The sequence below is a fragment of the Pseudomonas sp. UC 17F4 genome (assembly GCF_900101695.1).
Classification (GTDB): domain Bacteria; phylum Pseudomonadota; class Gammaproteobacteria; order Pseudomonadales; family Pseudomonadaceae; genus Aquipseudomonas.
On the sequence record NZ_FNKV01000001.1, the window covers coordinates 4,645,080 to 4,668,201 of the forward strand.

A 23,122-nucleotide genomic window follows, 5' to 3' on the forward strand; every position below is an offset into this window, starting at 1 on the left:
CATGCTGGCCTATATCTTTCGCCGTTTGCTGCTGATCATCCCGACCCTGCTGGGCATCCTGATCATCAACTTCATCATCATCCAGGCCGCCCCAGGCGGCCCGGTCGAGCAGATGATCGCCAAGCTTGAAGGCTTCGAGGGCGCCACCAGCCGGATTGCCGGAGGGGGTGCCGAAGTCTCGGTGGCCGGTTCCAACTACCGCGGCGCCCAAGGCCTGGACCCGGCCCTGATCAAGGAAATCGAGCAGATGTACGGCTTCGACAAATCGGCGCCGGAACGCTTGTGGATCATGATCAAGAACTACGCCCACCTGGATTTTGGCGACAGCTTCTTCCGTGATGCCAAGGTCATCGACCTGATCGTCGAGAAGATGCCGGTGTCGATCTCCCTGGGGCTGTGGAGCACGCTGATCATGTACCTGGTGTCGATCCCCCTGGGCATCGCCAAGGCCACCCGCCACGGCAGCCACTTCGACGTCTGGACCAGCTCGGCGATCATCATCGGCTACGCCATTCCGGCGTTCCTGTTCGCCATCCTGCTGATCGTGCTTTTTGCTGGCGGCAGCTACCTGGACTGGTTCCCGCTGCGCGGCCTGACTTCGAACAATTTCGACGAGCTGAGCACCGCCGGCAAGCTGCTCGATTACTTCTGGCACCTGGTGCTGCCGGTCACCGCCCTGGTGATCGGCAACTTCGCGACCATGACCCTGCTGACCAAGAACAGCTTCCTCGACGAGATCAACAAGCAGTACGTGGTCACCGCCAAGGCCAAGGGCCTGAGCCCTAACCGCGTGCTCTACGGCCATGTGTTTCGCAACGCCATGCTGCTGGTGATCGCCGGTTTCCCGTCGGCGTTCATCGGTATCTTCTTCACCGGCTCCCTGCTGATCGAGGTGATCTTCTCCCTCGATGGCCTGGGCCTGATGAGTTTCGAGGCGGCGATCAACCGCGACTACCCGGTGGTCTTCGGCACCCTGTTCATCTTCACCCTACTCGGGCTAGTGGTGAAGCTGATTGGCGACCTGACCTACACCCTGGTCGACCCACGTATCGACTTCGACAGCCGGGAGCACTGAGATGAACCTGTCACCTCTGAATCGCCGGCGCTTCGAGCGCTTCAAGGCCAACCGCCGCGGCTGGTGGTCGCTGTGGCTGTTCCTGATCCTGTTCGGCCTGAGCCTGGGCGCCGAGCTGATCGCCAATGACAAGCCACTGGCCGTGCGCTACGACGGCCAATGGTATTTCCCGGCGCTCAAGCGCTACCCGGAAACCACCTTCGGCGGCGAGTTCCCGCTGGAAGCCAACTACAAGAGCCCGTACATCCGCGAACTGCTCGCCGCCAAGGACAGCTTCGTGCTGTGGGCGCCGATCCCGTTCAGCTACCAGAGCATCAACTACGACCTCAAGGTCCCGGCCCCCGCCCCGCCGTCGGCGCAGAACTGGCTGGGCACCGACGACCAGGGCCGCGACGTGCTGGCGCGGGTCATCTATGGTTTCCGTATCTCGGTGCTGTTTGCCCTGACCCTGACCATCCTCAGCTCGATCATCGGCGTGATCGCCGGTGCCCTGCAGGGTTTTTACGGCGGCTGGGTGGACCTGGCCGGGCAACGCTTCCTGGAAATCTGGTCGGGGCTGCCGGTGCTGTACCTGCTGATCATCCTCGCAAGCTTCGTGCAACCGAATTTCTGGTGGCTGCTGGGGATCATGCTGCTGTTCTCGTGGATGAGCCTGGTGGATGTGGTGCGCGCCGAGTTCCTGCGCGGGCGCAACCTTGAGTACGTGCGCGCGGCACGGGCGCTGGGCATGCAGAACGGCGCGATCATGTACCGGCATATCCTGCCCAACGCGATGATTTCGACCATGACCTTCATGCCGTTCATTCTCACCGGCGCCATCGGCACCCTGACCGCCCTGGACTTCCTCGGCTTCGGCCTGCCGCCCGGCGCGCCGTCGCTGGGCGAACTGGTGGCCCAGGGCAAGTCCAATCTGCAAGCGCCCTGGCTGGGCATGAGCGCCTTCGCGGTGCTGGCCTTGATGCTCAGCCTGCTGGTGTTCATCGGCGAGTCCGCCCGCGATGCCTTCGACCCGAGGAAATGAGATGAGCAAGCAAACCTTGATCGAAGTCCGTGACCTGGCCGTCGAGTTCGTCACCGGCGATCAATCCCAGCGGGTGGTCGAAGGTGTCAGCTTCGACATCCGCCGCGGCGAAACCCTGGCCCTGGTCGGTGAAAGCGGTTCGGGCAAGTCGGTGACGGCGCACTCGATCCTGCGCCTGCTGCCCTACCCGCTGGCCCGCCACCCGAGCGGCAGCATCCTGTTCGAAGGGCAAGACCTGCTGACCCTCGACGAGAAAAAGATGCGGCGCATACGCGGCAACCGCGTGGCGATGATCTTCCAGGAGCCGATGACCTCGCTCAACCCGCTGCACAACATCGAAAAGCAGATCAACGAGATCCTCCTGCTGCACAAGGGCCTGCGCGGCAAGGCGGCCACCGAGCGCACCCTGGAGCTGTTGGCGATGGTCGGCATACCCGAGCCGCACAAACGCCTCAAAGCGCTGCCACACGAGCTCTCAGGCGGCCAGAGGCAGCGTGTGATGATTGCCATGGCCCTGGCCAACGAGCCTGACCTGCTGATCGCCGACGAACCGACCACGGCGCTGGACGTCACCGTGCAGTTGAAGATCCTCGAGTTGCTCAAGTCCCTGCAGGCACGCCTGGGCATGGCGCTGCTGCTGATCAGCCACGACCTCAACCTGGTCAAGCGCATTGCCCACCGGGTCTGCGTGATGCAAAAGGGCCAGATCGTCGAGCAAGCCGACTGTGATGCACTGTTCCGCCACCCCAAGCATCCCTACACGCAGATGCTCCTCGGTGCCGAGCCCAGCGGCGGCCCGGCCGGCAACCCGCCCGGCGCGCCGATGCTGCAGGTCGAGAACCTGCGCGTGTGGTTCCCGATCAAGAAGGGTCTGTTGCGACGCACCGTCGATTACGTCAAGGCGGTGGACGGCATCAACTTCGACCTGCCCCAGGGCCAGACCCTGGGCATTGTCGGCGAAAGCGGTTCGGGCAAGTCGACCCTGGGGCTGGCGATCCTGCGCCTGCTGGGCAGCCAGGGCAGCATCCGCTTTCAGGGCACGAGCCTTGAGCACCTGACCCAGCAGCAGGTACGCCCGCTGCGCCGGCAGATGCAGGTGGTTTTCCAGGACCCGTTCGGCAGCCTCAGCCCGCGCATGTGCGTCAGCGACATCGTCGGTGAAGGCCTGCGCATCCACCGCATGGGCAGCGCCGCCGAGCAGGAGCAGGCAATCATTGCCGCCCTGCAAGAGGTCGGCCTTGATCCGCAGGCGCGGCACCGTTACCCGCACGAGTTCTCTGGCGGCCAACGCCAGCGCATCGCCATTGCCCGGGCACTGGTGCTCAAACCGGCACTTATCCTGCTCGATGAGCCGACCTCGGCCCTGGACCGCACCGTGCAGCGCCAGGTGGTCGAGCTGTTGCGCTCATTGCAGAGCAAGTACAACCTCACCTACCTGTTCATCAGCCACGACCTGGCGGTGGTCAAGGCGCTCAGCCACCAGTTGATGGTGGTCAAGCAAGGCCAGGTGGTGGAGCAAGGGGTGGCGGCGGACATCTTTGCCGACCCGCAGCATGCGTATACCCGGCAGTTGCTGGAGGCGGCGTTTCTGGTGCCAGCTGCCGTTCAGTAGCCTCTTCGCGGGGCAAGCCCGCTCCTACAAACCGGCGGGAGCGGCGGTGCGGCGACCCGACTTGCCCCGCGATGAAAACAGAAAAGGCCGCATAAGCGGCCTTTTCTGTTTCAAGCATCCAGCACTCAGTAGCGAGTGATATCCGCTTTGGCTTCCAGCTGCTTGCGGTATGCCGCGAAGTCCTGCTGGCCGGCGCGCGAAGCGAGGAAGCGGCGGTAGCTCGCTTTCTCTTCTTCAGTGGCCGCTGTGCCTTCGTTGACGCCGTTCAGACGCAGTACCACCAGGCTACCATCGTTAAGGGTGACGCTGGCGTACACAGGCTTGTCCTTGGCTTCAGGCTTGCTCATACGGAACAGTGCCTGCAGCTCGACCGGGTCGATACCGTCCTGGCTACGCGATACCGCCTCCTGAACCTTCCAGGCCTGACCGTCCTGGCTGGCCGCCAAGGCAATCTTGCCATCGCGCAGACCGGCGATCAGGGCATCGGCCTTGGTCTTCAGGGCAGCAGTCGCCTGCTCTTTGGCCAGGTGCTTGCGGATGCTCTCGGAGACCACTTCAAGGCCCAGTTGCTCAGGCTTGCGGTGTTCCTTGACGCGCAGCACCACGATGGTTTCCGGATCCAGCTCGATCGCCGTGCTGTTGGAGCCTTCTTCCAGCACTTCAGTGCTGAATGCCGCCTGGATCACCGCGCGGTTGGCAGTGATGCCTTCACCGCCTTCACGACCGAACGCTGGCGAGGTATGCACCTTCAGGCCCAGTTCCTGCGCCGGCTGGGCCAGGTCGGAGGCTTCGAAGGCCGAGTCTTCCAGCTGCTTGGTCACTTCGACAAAGCGCTGTTCGACCTGCTGGGTTTTCAGCTCACGGGTCAGCTTGTCTTTCAGGCTGTCGAAGCTTGGCACTTCAGGCGCCTGCACATCGAGTAGCTTGATCAGGTGGAAACCGTATTCGGTACGCACCGGGCCCGAGACCTGGTCCTTGTTCAGCGCATACAGTGCGTCTTCGAAGGCCGGATCATAAACGCCCTGGCCGGCATAACCGAGATCACCGCCATTGCTGGCCGAGCCCGGGTCCTGGGAGAACTCCTTGGCCAGAGTGGCAAAGTCTTCGCCCTTGGCCAGGCGCGCCTGGATTTCTTCGATCTTGGCCTTGGCCTGCCCCTCGTTCACCTTGTCATTGATTTCAACAAGAATGTGCGCGGCATGCCGCTGCTCGGCCAGGTTGGCGATTTCTTTCTCGTACAGCGCCTTGAGCTCGTCCTGGTTGACTTCAACCTGGTCGAAGAACGCGGATTTCTTCAGCTCGATGTAGTCGATGACGACCTGGTCGGGGCTCATGAACTCCTTGGCGTGTTCGTCGTAGTGCGCCTTGATCTGCTCGTCGGTAACCTTGACCGCGGCCGGGTCGGCCTTGAAGGTCAGCGAAGCGAAATCACGGGTCTGTTTTTCCAGACGGGCGAAAGCGTCGACCTGGTCGTCGGTAACAAAACCGCTGCCGGCAAGGCCGGTGCGCAGTTGGCCGATGAGCATTTCCTGAGCCAGCATTTCGCGGAACTGCAGACGGCCGTAGCCCATCTGGCGAATGACCTGATCGAAGCGCTCGGGGCTGAACTTGCCGTCCACCTGGAACTCAGGGGTTTGCAGGATCAGTTGGTCGAGGGCAGCTTCGGAGAAAGCGAACTTGGCGTCTTCGGCGCCTTGAAGCAGCAACTTGCGATCGATCAAGCCCTTGAGCGCGGCTTCACGCAGCATTTGCTCGTTGAGCATGGCCGGATCGAAATCCTTGCCCAGCTGTTGCATCAGCTGTCGACGTTGCATGTCGACGGCCTGGCTCAGCTCGTTCTGGCTGATCTTGTCGCCATTGACCTTGGCAGCGTCCTGGCTGTGGGTGGTGGCCTGGAAGATGGCATCGAAGCCGGTCAGTGCCATCAAGGCTACGATGACACCGATGATGGTCTTGGCAATCCAACCTTGTGAATTGTCCCTGATATTCTGCAGCATGCGTCCCCCAGAAACGGTTGTACTGAATGAACCAACCGTGGAGCGTGGGTAGAGTCCTGATAGAAGAAAGGCGCATCCGAGGATGCGCCTTCTCGTAACTGGCCGAGCGCCGGGAACCTGGTATCAGGCCTCCCGGCGCTCGGCAGCCGGACCAGGCGTGAGCCCGGCTCGGTTAGGCGTGAGCCTGAAGGAAGCGACTTAGTTGACGGCTTCTTTCAGAGCCTTGCCAGCCTTGAAGCCAGGCTTCTTGGCGGCAGGGATTTCCAGAGTCTTGCCGGTTTGCGGGTTGCGGCCGGTGCGAGCTGGACGGTCGGTGACCGAGAAGGTACCGAAACCTACCAGTACCACGGAATCACCTGCCTTCAGGGCGCCGGTGACGGATTCGATTACTGCGTCCAGCGCTTTGCCAGCGGCAGCTTTCGAAATATCAGCAGATGCGGCGATAGCGTCAATCAGTTCCGACTTGTTCACTCTAAGTCCCCTTATATCTCTATTGAGTTTGTTTCTAAGTATGTAATGAAAAGCTAAACGAGCGCTGGGTGGCCTGTTGACACTTAAGTGCCGCTTTATAACAAGGGCCTGAAAATACTGTCAAGAAAGCCCCCCAGCCAAATACGTACTAATGTGTGCTGATTCTTTCCTTGGAATCGCTGTCGCGCTTTTCATCCTTGGCGACAATCTCCGGAGCCACATCGGGCAAGGGCTCCGGGGCGTATTGCAGCGCAATTTGGAGGACTTCGTCAATCCATTTGACCGGTTTAATCTGCAGATCCTGCTTAATATTCTCAGGAATTTCCTTCAGATCACGCACATTCTCTTCCGGAATGATCACCGTCTTGATTCCACCCCGGTGAGCGGCCAGCAGTTTTTCCTTCAAACCACCGATTGCCAGCACCTGACCACGCAAGGTGATCTCGCCGGTCATGGCCACATCGGCACGCACTGGGATCTGGGTCAGGGCCGAAACCAGGGCGGTGCACATGCCGATACCGGCACTTGGACCATCCTTGGGCGTGGCGCCTTCGGGCATGTGGATGTGGGTATCGCGCTTCTCGTGGAAGTCGGCAGGAATCCCCAGGCTGCGGGCGCGGCTGCGCACCACGGTTTGCGCGGCAGTGATGGACTCGACCATGACGTCACCGAGCGAGCCGGTCTTGATCAGCTGACCCTTGCCCGGAATCACTGCAGCTTCAATGGTCAGCAGTTCGCCGCCCACCTGGGTCCAGGCAAGGCCGGTGACCTGGCCAACCTGATCCTGCTGCTCGGCCAGGCCGTAGCGGTACTTGCGCACGCCCAGGTAGTGCTCGAGCTGCTCGCCAGTAACCTTCACCGCCACCTGCTTGAGGCCGGCGTGCTCCTTGACCACCTTGCGGCAGATTTTCGCGATCTGGCGCTCCAGGCCCCGCACGCCGGCTTCGCGGGTGTAGTAGCGGATGATGTCGCGGATCGCCGAGACGTCGATCTCCAGCTCGCCCTTTTTCAGGCCGTTGGCCTTGATCTGCTTGGGCGACAGGTACTTGACCGCGATGTTGATCTTCTCGTCCTCGGTGTAACCCGGCAGGCGGATGACTTCCATCCGGTCCAGCAAGGCTGGCGGGATGTTCATCGAGTTCGAGGTGCAGAGGAACATCACGTCCGAGAGGTCGTAGTCGACTTCCAGGTAGTGATCGTTGAAGTTGTGGTTCTGCTCGGGGTCGAGCACTTCCAGCAACGCCGAGGCCGGATCGCCGCGCATGTCGCTGCCCATCTTGTCGATTTCGTCGAGCAGGAACAGCGGGTTGCGTACGCCAACCTTGGTCATTTTCTGAATCAGACGACCGGGCATCGAACCGATATAGGTACGGCGGTGACCGCGAATCTCGGCCTCGTCGCGCACGCCACCGAGGGCCATGCGTACGAACTTGCGGTTGGTGGCACTGGCGATCGACTCGGCCAGCGAGGTTTTACCCACGCCAGGCGGCCCGACCAGGCACAGTACCGGACCACGGATCTTTTTCACCCGTTTTTGCACTGCGAGGTACTCAAGGATGCGCTCCTTGACCTCCTCCAGGCCGTAATGGTCGGCGTCGAGAATTTCCTCGGCCTTGGCCAGGTCCAGACGCACCTTGCTCTGCGCCTTCCACGGCACCTGCACCAGCCAGTCGAGGTACGAGCGCACCACGGTGGCTTCGGCCGACATCGGCGACATCTGCTTGAGCTTGTTCAGCTCGGCCTGGGCCTTGGCGTAGGCGTCCTTCGGCAGGCCGGCAGCGTCGAGACGCTTTTTCAGCTCCTCGACTTCGTTGTGACCTTCTTCGCTGTCGCCGAGCTCTTTCTGAATGGCCTTCATCTGCTCATTCAGGTAGTACTCGCGCTGGCTGCGCTCCATCTGTTTCTTGACCCGGCCACGGATACGCTTCTCGACCTGCAGCAGGTCGATTTCGGCATCCAGCAGCGCCAGCACGTGTTCGACACGGGCCGACAGGTCGAGGATCTCGAGGATTTCCTGCTTTTGCTCGATCTTCAGCGCCATGTGCGCTGCCATGGTGTCGACCAGGCGCCCGGGCTCATCGATGCTGTTGAGCGACGACAGGACTTCAGCCGGGACTTTCTTGCCCAGCTGAACATATTGTTCAAATTGTGACAGCAAGCTGCGGACGAAGACTTCAGACTCGCGCTCGGCAGCCTGGGATTCGTCGATCAGCGAAACTTCGGCACGAATGTGGCCGTCGACTTCGTTGAAACGCTCGACCGCACCGCGCTGTTCGCCTTCGACCAGCACCTTGACGGTGCCATCGGGCAGTTTCAGCAGTTGCAGGACGGTGGCAATGGTACCGACGCGGTACAGGGCGTCTTCGCCTGGATCGTCGTCAGCGGGGTTCTTCTGGGCCAGCAGGAGAATCTGCTTCTCGCCCGTCATCGCGGCCTCAAGGGCCTCGATGGACTTCTCGCGCCCCACGAACAGTGGGATGACCATGTGCGGATAGACGACGACATCGCGCAATGGCAAGAGAGGCAAGTCGAGGGTGGTCTTCATGATTTCGCCTCTACAGCGGCCTTATGGCCGGAAACCGATGGATTTTGAGCGTGGAGTTAATGTGGGGGCAGGCCCGCAAAAAAACAAGCTCTGCGACAGGAAAAGCAAAGGGGCCCGAAGGCCCCTTGCTTGAATCGAGCCGCGTGGCGACTCAGACGTCGGGTGCAGCCTTGGCTTGCGGCTCGCTGTTCTCGTAGATCAACAGCGGCTGCGAAGAACCATCGATGACGCTCTCGTCGATCACCACCTTGCTGACATCCTTCTGCGAAGGAATCTCGTACATGGTGTCGAGCAGGATGCCTTCGAGGATCGAACGCAGGCCACGGGCCCCGGTCTTGCGCTCCAGGGCCTTGCGGGCCACCGACTTGAGCGCATCACTGCGGAACTCCAGGTCCACGCCTTCCATTTCGAACAGCTTGGCATACTGCTTGGTCAGGGCGTTCTTCGGCTCGGTCAGAATCTGCATCAAGGCAGCTTCGTCGAGCTCGTCGAGGGTCGCCAGAACCGGCAGACGACCGACGAACTCCGGGATCAGACCGAACTTGACCAGATCGTCAGGCTCGACTTCACGCAGCGACTCGCCAACCTTCTTGCCTTCCTGCTTGCTGCGTACTTCGGCACCAAAGCCGATGCCGCCGCGGGTGGAACGCGCCTGGATGACCTTTTCGAGGCCCGAGAACGCACCGCCACAGATAAACAGGATGTTACGCGTATCGACCTGCAGGAATTCCTGCTGCGGGTGCTTGCGGCCACCTTGCGGCGGTACCGAAGCGACCGTGCCTTCGATCAGCTTGAGCAGCGCCTGCTGCACGCCCTCGCCCGAAACGTCGCGGGTGATGGACGGGTTGTCCGACTTGCGCGAGATCTTGTCGATTTCGTCGATGTAGACAATGCCCATCTGGGCCTTTTCCACGTCGTAGTCGCACTTCTGCAGCAGTTTTTGAATGATGTTCTCGACGTCCTCACCCACGTAACCGGCTTCGGTCAGGGTGGTAGCATCGGCGATGGTGAACGGTACATTCAACAGACGCGCGAGGGTTTCGGCGAGCAGGGTCTTACCCGAGCCCGTCGGACCGATCAGCAGGATGTTACTCTTGCCGAGCTCGACGTCGTCGTTCTTCTTGTCGCGTTGATTCAGGCGTTTGTAGTGGTTGTACACCGCTACCGCCAGTACCTTTTTCGCACGCTCCTGACCAATGACGTACTGGTCCAGGATGGTGCTGATTTCTTTCGGCGAAGGCAGTTTATGCGCGCTGCTCTCGGCCTGGGCTTCCTGCACCTCCTCACGGATGATGTCGTTGCACAGGTCGACGCACTCGTCGCAGATAAATACCGAGGGGCCGGCAATCAACTTGCGCACTTCGTGCTGGCTTTTGCCGCAGAAGGAGCAATAGAGCAATTTGCCGTTGTCCTCGCCGTTACGGGTGTCAGTCATTCGATCGATCCAATCCGGTAGGCTTGCAACACAAGATGAAGGCAATTGCGGGCTTTTTCAAGTCCGCAGGTAGGCGCAATGCGCGCCCGCCTGCTCTGGCACCCGGATTCAGGAGGCCAGTTGCCGCTTGTCGTAGACCGAGTCGATCAGGCCGTATTCGGCTGCGCGCTCGGCGCTCATGAAATTGTCGCGCTCAGTATCGCGCTTGATGGTCTCCAGGTCCTGACCTGTGTGGTAGGCCAGCAGCTCGTTCAGACGCGACTTGATGGAGAGGATTTCCTTGGCGTGGATCTCGATATCCGTGGCCTGGCCCTGGAAACCGCCCAGTGGCTGGTGAATCATCACCCGCGAGTTCGGCAGGCAGTGACGCTTGCCCTTGGCACCTGCGGCCAGCAGGAAGGCGCCCATGCTGCAGGCCTGGCCGATGCAGATGGTCGAGACGTCCGGCTTGATGAACTGCATGGTGTCGTAGATCGACATGCCGGCAGTCACCGAACCGCCCGGCGAGTTGATGTAGAGATGGATATCCTTGTCCGGGTTTTCCGCTTCAAGGAACAGCATCTGCGCCGCTACCAGGTTGGCCATGTAGTCCTCTACCGGGCCGACCAGGAAGATCACCCGCTCCTTGAGAAGGCGCGAGTAGATGTCATAGGCGCGTTCGCCACGAGCGGATTGCTCGATAACCATCGGGACCAGGCCGCCTGCGGCCTGGATGTCAGAGCTCTGCTGATAATAAGAATTGCGGGACATGTCCTGCACTCACTCCCAAATAGTCATGTCTTGAATACGCACAAGCCAGCTCGAAGGCTGGCTTGTGGTGTTTTCCTACGAAGCTGGCGTATTACTCAGCGGCGGCAGGTGCCTGGGCTGGTTTTACGGCTTCTTCGTACGAGACCGATTTGTCGGTCACAGTCGCTTTCTGCAGAACAGTATCCACAACTTGTTCTTCCAGCACAACCGAACGGACTTCGTTCAGTTGCTGGTCGTTCTTGTAGTACCAAGCCACGACCTGCTCAGGCTCCTGGTAAGCCGAAGCCATTTCCTGGATCATTTCGCGAACGCGGTCTTCGTCCGGCTTCAGTTCGTTCTGCTTGACCACTTCGGCGACGATCAGGCCCAGCACGACGCGGCGCTTGGCTTGCTCTTCGAACAGCTCGGCCGGCAGTTGCTCAGGCTTGATGTTGCCACCGAACTGCTGAACGGCTTGAACGCGCAGGCGGTTCACTTCGTTTTCCAGCAGGGCTTTCGGGACTTCGATCGGGTTGGCAGCCAGCAGGCCGTCCATTACCTGGTTCTTGACCTTGGTCTTGATCGCCTGACGCAGTTCACGCTCCATGTTCTTGCGAACTTCGGTGCGGAAACCTTCCAGGGTTGCTTCCTTGATACCGAACTGGGCGAAGAACTCTTCGGTCAGCTCAGGCAGCTTTGGCTCGGCAACACTGTTGACGGTAACGGTGAACTCGGCGGCTTTGCCAGCCAGGTCCAGGTTCTGATAGTCCTCGGGGAAGGTCAGGTTCAGAACGCGCTCTTCACCGGCCTTGGCGCCGACCAGGCCTTCTTCGAAGCCCGGGATCATGCGGCCGGAACCCAGTACCAGCTGGGTGCCCTTGGCCGAACCGCCAGCGAACACTTCACCGTCGACCTTGCCGACGAAATCGATGTTCAGCTGGTCTTCGTTCTGGGCAGCGCGGTCAGCGGCTTCGAAACGCACGTTTTGCTTGCGCAGCACTTCGAGCATGTTGTCCAGGTCGGCGTCAGCCACTTCGGCGCTCAGGCGCTCGACGGCGATCGAGTCGAAACCGGCAACGGTGAACTCAGGGAATACTTCGAAAATGGCGACGTATTCGAGATCTTTGCCCTTTTCGAACGATTTTGGCTCGACGGCAGGGGCGCCAGCCGGGTTCAGCTTCTGCTCGACCACGGCTTCGTAGAAGGAAGCCTGGACCAGGTCGCCGAAGGCTTCCTGACGGGCGGCGTCTTCGTAGCGCTGACGGATCACGCTCATCGGCACTTTGCCAGGACGGAAGCCTGGGACCTTGGCGCGACGGGCAGTCTGTTGCAGACGCTTGTTGACTTCGGTCTCGACGCGCTCGGCCGGAACGGCGATGGTCATGCGGCGCTCGAGAGCAGAAGTATTTTCAACAGAAACTTGCATGGATATTCCTCGTTGCACAGACGTTAGCCGGCGATACCCGACTCCAGAATCAAGGGCAAGCATTCTAGTGGCTCAAAGACCAGAAGTCACCCCGTTCAGGACGACGGGAAAGTACGCCGGTCCATTTAATTCAAAGACCCTGGCAAAAACCTTGCCCAAGGCCGCTCAACACACGCAGCCCCTGGCCTGGACGCCACAGCTGAAGCCATGATGATCCAGCCCCTGGGCTGCATAAAATCTTGTCAAAACACTACAAATCCGAGTTGCAGCGTTACGAATCCTGTTCGATTTCGTTGAACTCGCAATACTCTTCCCACGCCATCCCCAGCGCCTCGGCAACCTCGCGATGCACCTCAAGGCGCAGGGCCGCAAGCTCCTCGTCGGACTCGGCAATCAGTTGCAAGGTCAGCTCCCAGGGTTCGACCCCCTGCTCCTGCGCGGCATCCTCGAAGGCCCAGAGGACCTGCTGAGCCTGCTCGTGCTCGCTGAGCCCGGCGATCTCTTCACGCATCTGCGGGTTGGCTTCGGCATAGCGCTGCAGGGCGATGGCCTGACGTTCTGGTGAAATCATGGTGGTTTCCTTTTTGCGACCCTAAACCCGGCCACTGTTTCAACCGGCTGAAATTTATCAGCTTTTCGTCGATTGTCACCAGGCCGTCAAAACATGCATGAATAATCCACCCCGATTGTCGGAAATTTCATGAACAATGGGGGGTGGGCCGTTGTCTAGGAATAGCTTGCCCACTAAGCTAGCAACGTGCCACATCGTTAATACGATTCATTATCGCTTGGCACCTCCTGCAAAATCACAGCGCCAATGCAAGGAAGTACCCGTGCTGATCAAACTCATCTCTGGCTGTTGCCTGGCACTTTGCTGTTCCCTCGTCAGCGCTACAGTGCTGCAAACCTCCTTCGATCAAGACGCCCGCTACTCGATCGTGAGCGTGTCGGGTGATCCTTCCCAGCGCACTGTAATCACCCAGCGTGTCGGCATCAGCGGGACCAGCTACAGTGCCCGCCAGTTCGATTGCAGCGCACGCACAGTACGCTTCATGGGCCCGGGAGCTTCGCTGGAGGACCTTCAGGACGCCGAGGCCGACAACGAGCTCACTCCGATCTTCAAAGGCTCACTGTCCAGAGCCATCAGCCAGGTAGTCTGCGACGAAAGCGTGCAAGCAGGCACTGCGGCAGCTGGGCCGCCCGGCAAATCCGCTCACGGCCAGCCGGTGACCAGCATTTCTCAATAACAACAATTATCAATTGATAATTATTCTCGCTATAATGGGCGTCCGTTCCGCTTTACGCCGGCCACGCACCCGATGGACACCCGCCCCGCTACACCTGGACTGAATACGTGCCTGAGCACCCTGTACAACGACCATCACAATTGGCTGCACCGATGGCTACGCAATCGTATCGGCTGCCCGGAACATGCCGCCGACATTGCCCACGATACCTTCCTGAGCATCCTCGGCTCCAAAGACCTGTTCAGGATCCGCGAACCCCGCTCGTTTCTCTCGACCGTGGCGCGGCGACTGATGGCCAATGTCTATCGCCGCCGCCTGGTCGAGCAGGCGTACCTGGAAACACTGGCCAGCCTGCCTGAAGCAGTTGAACCGTCACCCGAAGTCCGCGTGCTGGCACTTGAAGCCCTGACCCTGCTCGATCGCATGCTCGACGCCCTGCCGGCCAAGGTCCGCGAAGCCTTCTTACTGTCGCACCTGCAGGGCCTGAAGATCGCCGAAATCGCCGAACGCCTGCAGGTCAGCAGCCGCTCGGTAAAGCTGTACCTGGTGCGGGCCAACCAGCATTGCTTTTTTGCTGACCAGCCATGACCCCCTCCCCCTTTAACCCGCGTACTACTCGCGAAGCCGCACAGTGGCTCACCGAAACCATGGAAGGCGCACTCAGCCCCGAGCAGCAGCGGGCGCTTGAGCAGTGGCGCGCCGCCCATCCGGACAACGAACGTGCCTGGCTGCACATCGAGGCCCTGCGTCGACGCATGGCCGGGCTGGAGCCACATGCCGGCTACCAGAGCCTTTCCCGGGGCAGCCAGGGCCGCAGTCGCCGGCAAGCGCTCAAGGCACTGGCGGTGCTCGGCCTGTTCGGCTGCGCCGGGCAACTGGCCTATCGCAACGTCTGGCAGCCGGGCCCGGAACTGACCTACCGCAATGGTGCCAGCGCCCCACAACACATCGAGCTGGAAGACGGCAGCCAATTGACCCTCGACGCAAGTACCGAAATCACCGTGCTGTTCGACAGCCGCCAGCGCCGCGTGCAACTGCTCGCCGGGCGCCTGTTGATCCGCAGTGGCCACCGCTCGAACGCCGATCAACGCCCGTTAAGCGTTTACACCGTACATGGCCAGGTACGGGCATTAGGGACGCGTTTTAGTGTCGAGCTGCAAGAGCCAGCCACGCAGGTCGAGCTGTTCGACGGTGCAGTCGAGGTGCAGGCGCGGCAATCACCCGCCAACCCCCTGCGCCTGGCTCCCGGGCAGCGCGCGCGCTTCACCCCGACCCGCATCGAACCGGCCACCGGCACCTCGGCCGAGCCGGCCTGGAGCAAGGGCTTGCTGGTGGCCGACAACATGCGCCTGGATGCCTTTGTCGAGCAACTCAGCCGCTACCGGCCTGGCCTGTTGCGCTGCAGCGACGAGATCGCTGCGTTGCGTATCTCCGGCGTTTATCCGCTGGCCGACACCGATGCGGTGCTCGACGCCCTGCCCCTGTCATTGTCCGTGCAGGTGCTGCGGCGCTCACGCTACTGGGTTACGTTGAGTCAGCGCTAGACGCCACTTACGGCGCCAGCTCAATGCTCACCTGGTGGTGTTTACCCGCCGTTACCCGTACCTGCGCACCAAACACCTGGGCAATGCGCTGCTCGCTGAGCACCTGGGCCGGCGCGCCGCTGGCGCAAAGCCGGCCGCCTTCGAGCAGCCAAAGGCGGTCGCAGTAGCGCGCAGCCAGGTTCAGGTCGTGTAACACACAGACCACGGCAATACGCGGCGAACGGGTCAGCGTGCGCAACACCCGCATGAGGTTCTGCTGCTGGCCGATATCCAGGGCGCTGGTGGGTTCGTCCAGCAACAGCAGGCAGCCGCGACCATCGTCCCAGGCGTCAGTCAGCGGGCTGATTGCCAATTGGTTCATGGCCCGGGCAATGGTTACCCGCTGCAGCTCGCCGCCAGACAGCGACAACACTCCCCGGCCAAGCAAGTGACGGACATCCAGCGCATCGATAATGCCCGGGCACGGCTCGCCAGGGTGCTGCTGACCGAGACGAATGAATTCTTCGACCCGCCAATCGAAAGCACTGTCCATCTGCTGCGTCACCAGCGCGCGCCGGCGCGCCAGTTGCCCGGGCAAATAAGCGGGCAACGCTCGACCGAGCAACTCGACCTGCCCGCCCGCCGGTTGCAGGTAACCGGATATCAACGACAACAGCGTGCTTTTGCCCGCGCCATTGGGGCCGATCAACCCAAGAAGCTCACCTGCCCGTACCCGCTCGCTGAACGACGCCAGGGCAAAAGGACGCTCCAGGCTGACATTGATCAGTTCAAGCATGTCAAAACTCCCGCACCTTGCGACCGAGTAACAACCAGAGAAAATACGGCCCACCAATAATGCTGGTGACCAGGCCGACGGGAATTTCTGCCGGGCTGGTAAGACTGCGTGCCAGGGTATCGGCGACCAGCAACAGGATCGCGCCGCAGAGCATCGACGCAGGAACCAGCAAACGGTGGCCGGGGCCGAAATACAGGCGCAGGCAATGCGGCACCAGCAGGCCGATAAAGCCGATGATGCCGCTCAGCGCCACGCACAGCCCCACACCCAGCGACGAAGCCAGCACCACGCGGTTTTTCAGCCGGTCGCCATCCAGCCCGGCGGCGTGCGCAGACACCTCGCCCAGCTGAAACAAGTCCAGATCGCCCGCGCAACGCGCCAGCACCCACAAGCTCAGGGGCAAGACCAGGGCGGCCACCGATACGCTCGACCACTCGGCGCTGCTCAGGCTGCCCATGCCCCACAAGCTCAGCTGGCGCAACTGCTCTTCGCTGGCGACAAAGGTGAGGATGCCGCCCAGGGCACCGGTCAGGGTGTTGATGACCAAGCCGGCCAGCAACAAGGTGATGGTCGACTCGCGCCCTTTGTAGCCGCGGCCAATACGAAAAATCACCAGGGTCACCAGCAACGCGCCAATAAAGCCTGCGAAAAACTGCCCATAAAGCTCCAGCCCGGCAAAGCGGCCGTTGAACAGTACGACCCAGATCGACACCGCCAGCCCGGCGCCGCTGGCCTGGCCGAGCAGGGTCGGGTCGGCCAGCGGGTTGCGAAACAGGCCTTGCATCGCCGTGCCGCCCACCGCCAGGGTCGAGCCCACCAGCACTGCCAGCAGCAGACGCGGCAGGCGCACTTCGCTCCAGACCTGCCACTCCAGGGCGGTGGGCAGATCACCGAACACAATCCGTGGCGACAAGCCGATACTACCGACCAGCGAACACACCACCAGCAGGGCGCACAGCCCTGCCAGCATCAGCATCAGTATCGGCAGCGAGACGCTGCTTGCGCGCCTCATGGAAACAGCGCTCCTGCGTCCTGGCGTAGCTGCAGCATGGCCTGCACCGTGCGCGGCCCGAGGTTGAGCAGCGCCTGGTCATCGACCTGCACCAAGCGCCGATGCTGTCCGGCCGGGGTATGGGCCAGGCCGCCCAGTTTCCACAGGTTGTCTTCACCCCCAAGTGCCGCCAGCCCGGCGCGGCTGACGATGACGAAATCCGGCGCCAGCGACACCATGGCTTCAGCCGCCACTTGCTTGTAGGCATTGAAGGTCGCGCAGTTTTCGATCCCCGCCTGCGCCAGTGCCGCCTGAGCTTCGGTGCCTTGCCCCATGATCAGCGGCGTCATGCCGGCATGATTGAAAATGAACAGCGCCTTCGGTCCTTTGAGCGCCGGCGTCTTGGCCAACTGCCCAGCCAACTGGCGCTGCTCATCAAGCAACGGTTGCGCCTGCGCCTGTAGGTTCATGGCCGCCGCCACCTGCTCGATCTTTGCCGGGATATCGCCGACACCCTTGCCGCGGGCAATGCTCAGCACTTCAAGCCCCAGGCCGCTCAACTGGCGCAGCACGATAGCCGGACGGGCAGCATCGCTGATCAGCAGCCGTTGTGGCTTGAGCGCCAGCACCCCTTCTGCCGAGAGCTGGCGCATGTACCCCACCGACGGCAGGTTGGCGATGGCCTGCGGAAAGCGACTGGAATCATCGCGCCCGACCAGGCGCGAAGTACCGCCCAGGCGCTCGACAATTTCCGCCAGATCGTTGCCGATCACCAGCGTATCGGCGGTTTCGGCCTGCACGGTCATGACCGCACAGGCCGCCAGCACGCCAAGCAGCAAAGCCTTCATCGCGCCGCCTCCAGGGCATCCAGCCACTCACGCCAGGCCGGTTGTTCAGGCTGCCCCGCCGGACGACGAGCAAAGACCTGGACAATCAGACGCTGCTCGGCATCAAAAAACTCGAGGCTGGTGACGCCGCCGACCTGGTTCGGTTTGTAAACCCGCCAGATCTGCGCATCCGGCGCATCGGCGATCCTGAAGCAGGTAGCCGCCTGGTCACTGGCGGGCATGTCGAACAGCAGCTCGGCGCCCGACTCGCTCACACCCGTCAGCCGGCCGGTAAAGATCTGCACGCTACCGGCGCTGTAGACGAACAGCATCAGCTCCAGCGCGCTGGCGGCCAGCTCACGGAACATCGCCACCGGGCTGGTCTGCGAAAGTTGCCGGGCAAAATCCGGGGCCACCAGCGCGTTACCTTCGTAACGGGTCAGGCCGTGGCGCTTGAGCAGGGCAAAGTGCTCATGGACATTGGCCATCGCCGCCCATTCCTCAACAAGGCCGGGCACCTGCAGATCACGCTTGCCGAACGAAGGCGGCTCGCTGAAAACTGCCGGCTTGTCGATGCACTGCTCATACAGTCCTGCCCAGCCGGCCATCGACGACTGCTCGGTCGAGGCCAGGCGCAGCAGCACTTTGCCGTGGCGATCGAAGACACTCAGGCGGTAGCCACTGGCATCATGAGCCATGCCGATCCAGTACCAGGCACGCAGATTCAAGCGCAGGTCCAGGCCGTCCTCGCCAATCACCAGCCCCGCTTCGCTGATATCGTCGGATTGCGGATAACGCCCCAGTTGTTCGATCACGGCATGGTTAGCCGGCGTACACGTGCGCACCAGGCCCAGGCTATGCAGCTGTGCGGCTACCTCCACGGCGGGCAGGTCCAGGCACAGCGGGTTGAATCCGCTTTCAGTCAGTTGAGTCATGGCTAATTCCTTGTAATGAAGGTTTCAATGGGCGGGCTGGTCGCAACCACCCGCGTCGGTAACCAGGGCGGCGCCCTCGGCATCCGCGCTCGGCAGCATCCAGACGTAGTCGGCGTCGCTGGCGCTCAGGCGATGATCCTGCTCAGCGATCACCAGTACTTTCAGCCCCGGGTCGCTCGCCCCTTGCCCCAGGTATGGCGGGGCGCCCAGGCTTTTGAGCGTGTGCAGCACACCCGCCAATAGCAGTCGCGGCGCCTGGGCGTTATCGAGCACCTGCGCCATGCGCTGATCGCGGGCGTGCTGGATCGCCAGCATTGCATTCATGCGCGCGGCATCGATCTGCCCGCAGTGCATCTGCTTGATCTGCTGGCGTTGGCGGGCGGCGATGGCGGGCGACGGGAACAGACCGTCGGGGTTGGCTGGCGCTGTTGCCATCAGACGCTTGCGCTCGGCGCCCGACAGGTTGCCGGCCAGCAGTGCCGCTGGCGCCGGCATCAGCGCTACCATCAGCGTGCCATATTGCTCCCAGCTCCAGCGCGGGTCCCAATGGATGATCTGTTGCAGGCGCTGGCTACGCACCTGATTGCCCTGGCCCAGCCAGGCCTGGACTTCGGCGACCGGGCGCTGCTGGTCGCTGTCGAGCATCTCCAGGACCACCGCCCCCTGGGGCCGGCGCTTGGCCAGGTGGGTCGCCAGCCATTGCTCGATCAGATGATGGGCGAAGTTGTCGTGCACTTCGCCGACCATCACCGTGTGCGCTGGCGCCAGCTCATCAAGCAGTTGCGTCGGCGAAACCTGCTTGCCACTGCCCAACTCGATGATCGCGCCCCATTCGGGAATATGGCTTTCGACCCGGGTGTAGGCGCTGTCGGCCACCGGCGCATTGACGCTGGCGCAACCGACGAGCAGCGCCAGCCCTGCCCCTATAAAAGAAGACTTGAACATGAAGGGTCCTGTCAGTATTCGAGGGTGAAGCCGAACGAGGTGGTGCGGCCACGGCCGTTGCCCTGGTCCATCACCGCCGACATCAGGTAGTCCACCGAGGCGCTGTTGTTGTAGACCTTGTTGCCGACGTTCTCGACGTTGAAGAACAGGCTCAGGTTGTCCTGCACCCGGTAGCTGCCGTACAGGTCCCAGATCACCCCGGTGGAGTTGGATTTTTTCGTCTCGTACCAGTCCCAGCTGGTTTCCGACGGGCCGGCGTACTCGCCACGGGCGCCCAGCACCAGGCGTTCGTCAAACCAGCGGGTGCCAAGGTCGAGGGTCCAGAAGCGGTCCGGCTGACTGTTGATGTCTTCCAGCTCGATGCCGGAGGTGGTCGGCGACTTGGTCGTGGCCTTGGTCCACGACAGATTGGCGTAGAAGAAGCCGGCGTCGTAGCGCCCTTCCAGCTCATAGCCGCTCATGCGCACTTCTTCCGGCCAGTTGACCCAGTTCATCTTCGCCGACTCTTCGCCGTCGTCATCAAGGATGTCGAACGACTGCGGGGTGATGTAGCCATCGATCTTGCTGATAAAGCGGTTGATCTTCAGTTGCCCGTAGTCGTCGTTGCTGAACAGCCCGGCGCGGCTGAAATTGACCCCGAACTCGTAGTTGGTCGAACGTTCCTGACGCAGGAACGGGTTGGCGCCGACACCATCGGCGTCGCTGGCATCGGCCTCGAGCGGCACTTTCTCGAAGAACATTTCCTGCACCCGCGGCGCCCGCGAGGTGCGCGACCAGCTGCTGTAGAGCTGCATCCAGTCATAAGGCTTGACTGCGAAGCCCACCCGCGGGTTGAAGCTGTGTTCACGACGGGTGATATCCACGTCACCGCCATCGATGCCGCGGCACTGGCCAATGATCGAGCACTTGGGCACATGGCCGCTGACCTTGTAGCCGTCATAGTGGCCGGCCAGGGTCAGGGCATAGATGTCGTAGTTGAATTCCAGGGTGCTGAACAGGCTATGGGTAGCCTGCTTGCCTTCGGGGTTGGCGCCGCGTTTCTCCGGGGTCTGGGCAACGAAGTCGTCGGTGTAGTAACGCGCGCCATTGCTCCAGCTCGCCTCCACCGGCCCGAGGTTGAAACGACTGACGTTGGTCAGGTCAAAGCCGTGGGCGTCGTCGCGGGTTTTGCGGCCAATGTAGTGGGACTCTTCTACCGGCGGGTACTCAAGCTCAGTCTTGTTCTGGTAGGCATTGACCGTGAGGTTCACCCATTCGCTGTAGGGCGTGTAGGCGTACTTGGCGCGATAGGTCTCGTTGTCCAGTTGCCAGGGGTAGTTGTGATAGAACTCGTTGCGGTACTTCACCCCGCTCAGGTCAAGGCGGTGCATGTCGTTGGGCTGCAGGCGCAGCTTGAGCAAGCCGGAGCGTGGGTTCTGCTTGGTGGTGTCGTATTCGTTGGACTGGCCGTTGGTGGTCTTGTACTCGCCGGTCTGGGTGCTGCTCACCGCGGCGACCAGACCGTAGACACCCTCGACATCTTCCGGACGGGTGCGGGCACCGGCGGCAAACATGCGGGTGTTGCCGTAGCCGTTGTTACCGGTGCGATAAGTCGTGCGCAGGCCTACACGGTGGTCTGGTTTGACGATGTCATCGATATCGAAGGTACGAAAGTTCGCCGAGCCGCCCAGGGTGTTGGCACCTTCGGCGCCGTCCACCGAACCACGCTGTACATCGACCCCGGCCAGCAGGTTGGCGTCGACAAAGGCCATCGGCCCACCCGAGCCGTGGCCGGCATTATTGCGAAAGGTCTGGGTGACGCCATCGATCATGGTGTTGACCCGGCCCAGGCCGGCCAGGCCACGAATGTTCACCGACACCCCCGGCTGGCTGCGCGAGTGCAAGGTGTAAGTACCGGGTATCGAGCGCACCACACTGTTGAGGTCCTGGCGCTCGGCATGCACTTCCCGGCTGCTCTGGATTGCCCCGGGCCGCTCGGCCAGGGCGCCGACCATGGTCGGGCCGACTTCAAGCGCGCTGTCGCTGCGTTCGTGCATGCGCAGCACGTAGGTATGATCCTTGAGCCGCTCAACCCACAGGCCAGTGCCCATCAGCAGCAGGTCGAAAGCCTCCTTGAGGGTGTACTCGCCGCTCAGGCCCTGGGTGCTGCGGTTCTCGCTGAGTTGCGGATCGAAGGTGAGGATCACCCCGGTAGCGGTGGCCAACTGGTTCAAGGCCGGCGCCAGTTGCCCTGGCGCAATTTCATAATGCTTGCGCAGCGGCGCCTGCTGGGTCGCGCCTCTTTCAGCGGCATTGGCCAACGACCAGGCGTTGCTGCCGCCCGCCAAAGCCAGTGCGGTCAGCGCACTGCAGGCAATCTTGCGTGCAGCGTTTTTGTTGTTTGGCTGCAGCCGCTGAACGGCGGCCGGCTGTGTGCTCTTCACGAGGCGCTCCCTTGCAGATTGAAATGATCTTGTAAGAGAGGTCACGCGAGGGAAGCAAAAAGTGAAATGAAAATCAGTTCCATCTGAAACTATTTTCTATTTGGGCGAAAACCAGCAGGCAGGAATCAAACCCTGGAAACGAAAAAAGCCGCACAAGGCGGCTTTTTCGAGGCTTTCTCGCGCTTCAGTGAAGGGCGGTGAAAGCTTGGATGGTGCGGACGAAGAGACTCGAACTCTTACAGCTTGCGCCGCTGGAACCTAAATCCAGTGTGTCTACCAATTTCACCACGTCCGCATGAAGCGTTTAAAACAAAGGCGCCGGATTTTCATCGGGCGCCTTTGGGAATATGGGGTGGACGATGGGAATCGAACCCACGACCACAGGAATCACAATCCTGCGCTCTACCAACTGAGCTACGTCCACCATATTGCATGTGCCGCTTTGCACCTGTCAAAGCTGCTTTTGAAACATTCACGCGCTTCAGCGAAGGGCGGTGAAACGTTGGATGGTGCGGACGAAGAGACTCGAACTCTTACAGCTTGCGCCGCTGGAACCTAAATCCAGTGTGTCTACCAATTTCACCACGTCCGCATGACGCTTTTAAAGCAAAGGCGCCAGACTTTCATCAGGCGCCTTTTGGAATATGGGGTGGACGATGGGAATCGAACCCACGACCACAGGAATCACAATCCTGCGCTCTACCAACTGAGCTACGTCCACCATATTGCAGTTACCGCTTTACTTGTGCCAAAGCTGCCGATTGGCGCACCCGGCAGGACTCGAACCTGCGACCATCCGCTTAGAAGGCGGATGCTCTATCCAGCTGAGCTACGGGCGCATATTTAATCTGCTTTCTGTGACGATTACAAATTAACTTTTAGCCGTACCGAACAAGCTAAAAAATCTGCTCATTCTGCCTGACCTTGCTAACCAGTGCTAGGCTCTGCCCGACAAGTGCGACGAATCTTATAGACGAGTGGAAAGGTCGTCAACAGTTTTCTAAAAAAAATTCATTTTATTTAAGGGCTTAGGGCAATTGCCAGACCAAGCGCCTTTGCCCTCGGGCCCCTTCATGCGAGAATGCGCGCTCTTTTTATTCCCTCTCGATGGTTAATCACGCGTC

Annotated in this window: 19 protein-coding genes and 5 tRNA genes; 6 read left to right on the plus strand and 18 right to left on the minus strand. The window is 61.2% G+C overall.

Annotated features, from left to right (window positions below; genetic code table 11):
* The first annotated feature begins 1 nt into the window (after position 1).
* From BLR26_RS21115 to BLR26_RS21125, 3 genes are read left to right on the plus strand one after another with little or no spacing between them, the layout of a single operon-like run.
* Positions 2-1,075, plus strand: a complete 1,074-nt coding sequence (locus BLR26_RS21115; protein ID WP_045202116.1) for a microcin C ABC transporter permease YejB — start codon at positions 2-4, stop codon at positions 1,073-1,075.
* 1 nt (position 1,076) lies between these two features.
* Positions 1,077-2,096 (plus strand): ABC transporter permease, encoded by a 1,020-nt coding sequence (locus BLR26_RS21120; protein ID WP_045202118.1) that lies wholly within the window; start codon positions 1,077-1,079, stop codon positions 2,094-2,096.
* Position 2,097: 1 nt separating this feature from the next.
* The gene (locus BLR26_RS21125) at positions 2,098-3,708 is read left to right on the plus strand and encodes an ABC transporter ATP-binding protein (RefSeq protein WP_093385235.1); all 1,611 of its coding nucleotides are present in this window, start codon (positions 2,098-2,100) and stop codon (positions 3,706-3,708) included.
* A 125-nt stretch (positions 3,709-3,833) separates the two neighbouring features.
* On the opposite strand, the gene BLR26_RS21130 is transcribed toward BLR26_RS21125, so the two are convergent.
* The 7 genes from BLR26_RS21130 to BLR26_RS21160 all read right to left on the minus strand — a co-directional run bounded on the left by BLR26_RS21130 (position 3,834) and on the right by BLR26_RS21160 (position 12,882).
* Complete coding sequence (locus tag BLR26_RS21130) at positions 3,834-5,705, minus strand: SurA N-terminal domain-containing protein (RefSeq protein WP_045202122.1); 1,872 nt, start codon at positions 5,703-5,705, stop codon at positions 3,834-3,836.
* Positions 5,706-5,903: 198 nt separating this feature from the next.
* The gene (locus BLR26_RS21135) at positions 5,904-6,176 is read right to left on the minus strand and encodes an HU family DNA-binding protein (RefSeq protein WP_045202124.1); all 273 of its coding nucleotides are present in this window, start codon (positions 6,174-6,176) and stop codon (positions 5,904-5,906) included.
* Positions 6,177-6,324: 148 nt separating this feature from the next.
* Positions 6,325-8,721: an endopeptidase La gene (gene lon / locus BLR26_RS21140; RefSeq protein ID WP_045202125.1), complete on the minus strand. Its 2,397-nt coding sequence runs from the start codon at positions 8,719-8,721 to the stop codon at positions 6,325-6,327.
* A 151-nt stretch (positions 8,722-8,872) separates the two neighbouring features.
* Positions 8,873-10,156 (minus strand): ATP-dependent Clp protease ATP-binding subunit ClpX, encoded by a 1,284-nt coding sequence (gene clpX, locus BLR26_RS21145; protein ID WP_010224368.1) that lies wholly within the window; start codon positions 10,154-10,156, stop codon positions 8,873-8,875.
* Between the two features lie 108 nt (positions 10,157-10,264).
* The gene (clpP, locus tag BLR26_RS21150) at positions 10,265-10,906 is read right to left on the minus strand and encodes an ATP-dependent Clp endopeptidase proteolytic subunit ClpP (RefSeq protein WP_010224369.1); all 642 of its coding nucleotides are present in this window, start codon (positions 10,904-10,906) and stop codon (positions 10,265-10,267) included.
* 91 nt (positions 10,907-10,997) lie between these two features.
* Complete coding sequence (gene tig, locus BLR26_RS21155) at positions 10,998-12,311, minus strand: trigger factor (protein ID WP_045202127.1); 1,314 nt, start codon at positions 12,309-12,311, stop codon at positions 10,998-11,000.
* Between the two features lie 271 nt (positions 12,312-12,582).
* Complete coding sequence (locus BLR26_RS21160; protein WP_093385240.1) at positions 12,583-12,882, minus strand: DUF6388 family protein; 300 nt, start codon at positions 12,880-12,882, stop codon at positions 12,583-12,585.
* A gap of 262 nt (positions 12,883-13,144) precedes the next feature.
* Here BLR26_RS21160 and BLR26_RS21165 point away from each other — a divergent pair, with 262 nt between their 5' ends.
* The 3 genes from BLR26_RS21165 (at position 13,145) to BLR26_RS21175 (ending at position 15,102) form a co-directional block, all read left to right on the plus strand.
* Complete coding sequence (locus BLR26_RS21165) at positions 13,145-13,558, plus strand: hypothetical protein (protein WP_093385245.1); 414 nt, start codon at positions 13,145-13,147, stop codon at positions 13,556-13,558.
* Between the two features lie 72 nt (positions 13,559-13,630).
* The gene (locus BLR26_RS21170) at positions 13,631-14,146 is read left to right on the plus strand and encodes a sigma-70 family RNA polymerase sigma factor (RefSeq protein WP_093385250.1); all 516 of its coding nucleotides are present in this window, start codon (positions 13,631-13,633) and stop codon (positions 14,144-14,146) included.
* A complete protein-coding gene (locus BLR26_RS21175) occupies positions 14,143-15,102 on the plus strand; it encodes a FecR domain-containing protein (RefSeq protein ID WP_093385255.1) in 960 nt (319 codons plus the stop codon). The genes BLR26_RS21170 and BLR26_RS21175 overlap by 4 nt, the downstream gene beginning before the upstream one ends.
* 7 nt (positions 15,103-15,109) lie before the next feature.
* On the opposite strand, the gene BLR26_RS21180 is transcribed toward BLR26_RS21175, so the two are convergent.
* The 11 genes from BLR26_RS21180 to BLR26_RS21230 all read right to left on the minus strand — a co-directional run bounded on the left by BLR26_RS21180 (position 15,110) and on the right by BLR26_RS21230 (position 22,837).
* Positions 15,110-15,877: an ATP-binding cassette domain-containing protein gene (locus tag BLR26_RS21180; RefSeq protein WP_093385261.1), complete on the minus strand. Its 768-nt coding sequence runs from the start codon at positions 15,875-15,877 to the stop codon at positions 15,110-15,112.
* Between the two features lies 1 nt (position 15,878).
* Positions 15,879-16,889, minus strand: a complete 1,011-nt coding sequence (locus tag BLR26_RS21185) for a FecCD family ABC transporter permease (protein ID WP_093385266.1) — start codon at positions 16,887-16,889, stop codon at positions 15,879-15,881.
* A complete protein-coding gene (locus BLR26_RS21190; protein ID WP_093385269.1) occupies positions 16,886-17,716 on the minus strand; it encodes a heme/hemin ABC transporter substrate-binding protein in 831 nt (276 codons plus the stop codon). Before BLR26_RS21190 ends, BLR26_RS21185 begins: the two co-directional genes overlap by 4 nt.
* Positions 17,713-18,630: a ChuX/HutX family heme-like substrate-binding protein gene (locus tag BLR26_RS21195; RefSeq protein WP_093385272.1), complete on the minus strand. Its 918-nt coding sequence runs from the start codon at positions 18,628-18,630 to the stop codon at positions 17,713-17,715. Before BLR26_RS21195 ends, BLR26_RS21190 begins: the two co-directional genes overlap by 4 nt.
* Positions 18,631-18,654: 24 nt before the next feature.
* A complete protein-coding gene (locus BLR26_RS21200; protein WP_093385275.1) occupies positions 18,655-19,575 on the minus strand; it encodes a ChaN family lipoprotein in 921 nt (306 codons plus the stop codon).
* 11 nt (positions 19,576-19,586) lie between these two features.
* Positions 19,587-21,998, minus strand: a complete 2,412-nt coding sequence (locus tag BLR26_RS21205) for a TonB-dependent receptor (RefSeq protein WP_093385278.1) — start codon at positions 21,996-21,998, stop codon at positions 19,587-19,589.
* Positions 21,999-22,208: 210 nt separating this feature from the next.
* Positions 22,209-22,293 (minus strand) — tRNA-Leu (locus BLR26_RS21210).
* Between the two features lie 53 nt (positions 22,294-22,346).
* Positions 22,347-22,422 (minus strand) — tRNA-His (locus BLR26_RS21215).
* An 83-nt stretch (positions 22,423-22,505) separates the two neighbouring features.
* Positions 22,506-22,590: transfer RNA gene (locus BLR26_RS21220), tRNA-Leu, on the minus strand.
* Between the two features lie 53 nt (positions 22,591-22,643).
* A tRNA-His gene (locus tag BLR26_RS21225) sits at positions 22,644-22,719 on the minus strand.
* Between the two features lie 41 nt (positions 22,720-22,760).
* Positions 22,761-22,837, minus strand: a tRNA-Arg gene (locus tag BLR26_RS21230).
* Positions 22,838-23,122: the final 285 nt, after the last annotated feature.

Bases quoted from the DNA above. Each gene is read 5' to 3' on its own strand.
- BLR26_RS21180 (WP_093385261.1), bottom strand. From the start codon at position 15,877: ATGCTTGAACTGATCAATGTCAGCCTGGAGCGTCCTTTTGCCCTGGCG.
- BLR26_RS21195 (WP_093385272.1), bottom strand. From the start codon at position 18,630: ATGACTCAACTGACTGAAAGCGGATTCAACCCGCTGTGCCTGGACCTG.
- tig (WP_045202127.1), bottom strand. From the start codon at position 12,311: ATGCAAGTTTCTGTTGAAAATACTTCTGCTCTCGAGCGCCGCATGACC.
- clpX (WP_010224368.1), bottom strand. From the start codon at position 10,156: ATGACTGACACCCGTAACGGCGAGGACAACGGCAAATTGCTCTATTGC.
- BLR26_RS21115 (WP_045202116.1), top strand. From the start codon at position 2: ATGCTGGCCTATATCTTTCGCCGTTTGCTGCTGATCATCCCGACCCTG.
- BLR26_RS21175 (WP_093385255.1), top strand. From the start codon at position 14,143: ATGACCCCCTCCCCCTTTAACCCGCGTACTACTCGCGAAGCCGCACAG.
- BLR26_RS21120 (WP_045202118.1), top strand. From the start codon at position 1,077: ATGAACCTGTCACCTCTGAATCGCCGGCGCTTCGAGCGCTTCAAGGCC.
- BLR26_RS21170 (WP_093385250.1), top strand. From the start codon at position 13,631: ATGGACACCCGCCCCGCTACACCTGGACTGAATACGTGCCTGAGCACC.
- BLR26_RS21125 (WP_093385235.1), top strand. From the start codon at position 2,098: ATGAGCAAGCAAACCTTGATCGAAGTCCGTGACCTGGCCGTCGAGTTC.
- BLR26_RS21130 (WP_045202122.1), bottom strand. From the start codon at position 5,705: ATGCTGCAGAATATCAGGGACAATTCACAAGGTTGGATTGCCAAGACC.
- BLR26_RS21200 (WP_093385275.1), bottom strand. From the start codon at position 19,575: ATGTTCAAGTCTTCTTTTATAGGGGCAGGGCTGGCGCTGCTCGTCGGT.
- lon (WP_045202125.1), bottom strand. From the start codon at position 8,721: ATGAAGACCACCCTCGACTTGCCTCTCTTGCCATTGCGCGATGTCGTC.
- BLR26_RS21185 (WP_093385266.1), bottom strand. From the start codon at position 16,889: ATGAGGCGCGCAAGCAGCGTCTCGCTGCCGATACTGATGCTGATGCTG.
- BLR26_RS21160 (WP_093385240.1), bottom strand. From the start codon at position 12,882: ATGATTTCACCAGAACGTCAGGCCATCGCCCTGCAGCGCTATGCCGAA.
- BLR26_RS21190 (WP_093385269.1), bottom strand. From the start codon at position 17,716: ATGAAGGCTTTGCTGCTTGGCGTGCTGGCGGCCTGTGCGGTCATGACC.
- clpP (WP_010224369.1), bottom strand. From the start codon at position 10,906: ATGTCCCGCAATTCTTATTATCAGCAGAGCTCTGACATCCAGGCCGCA.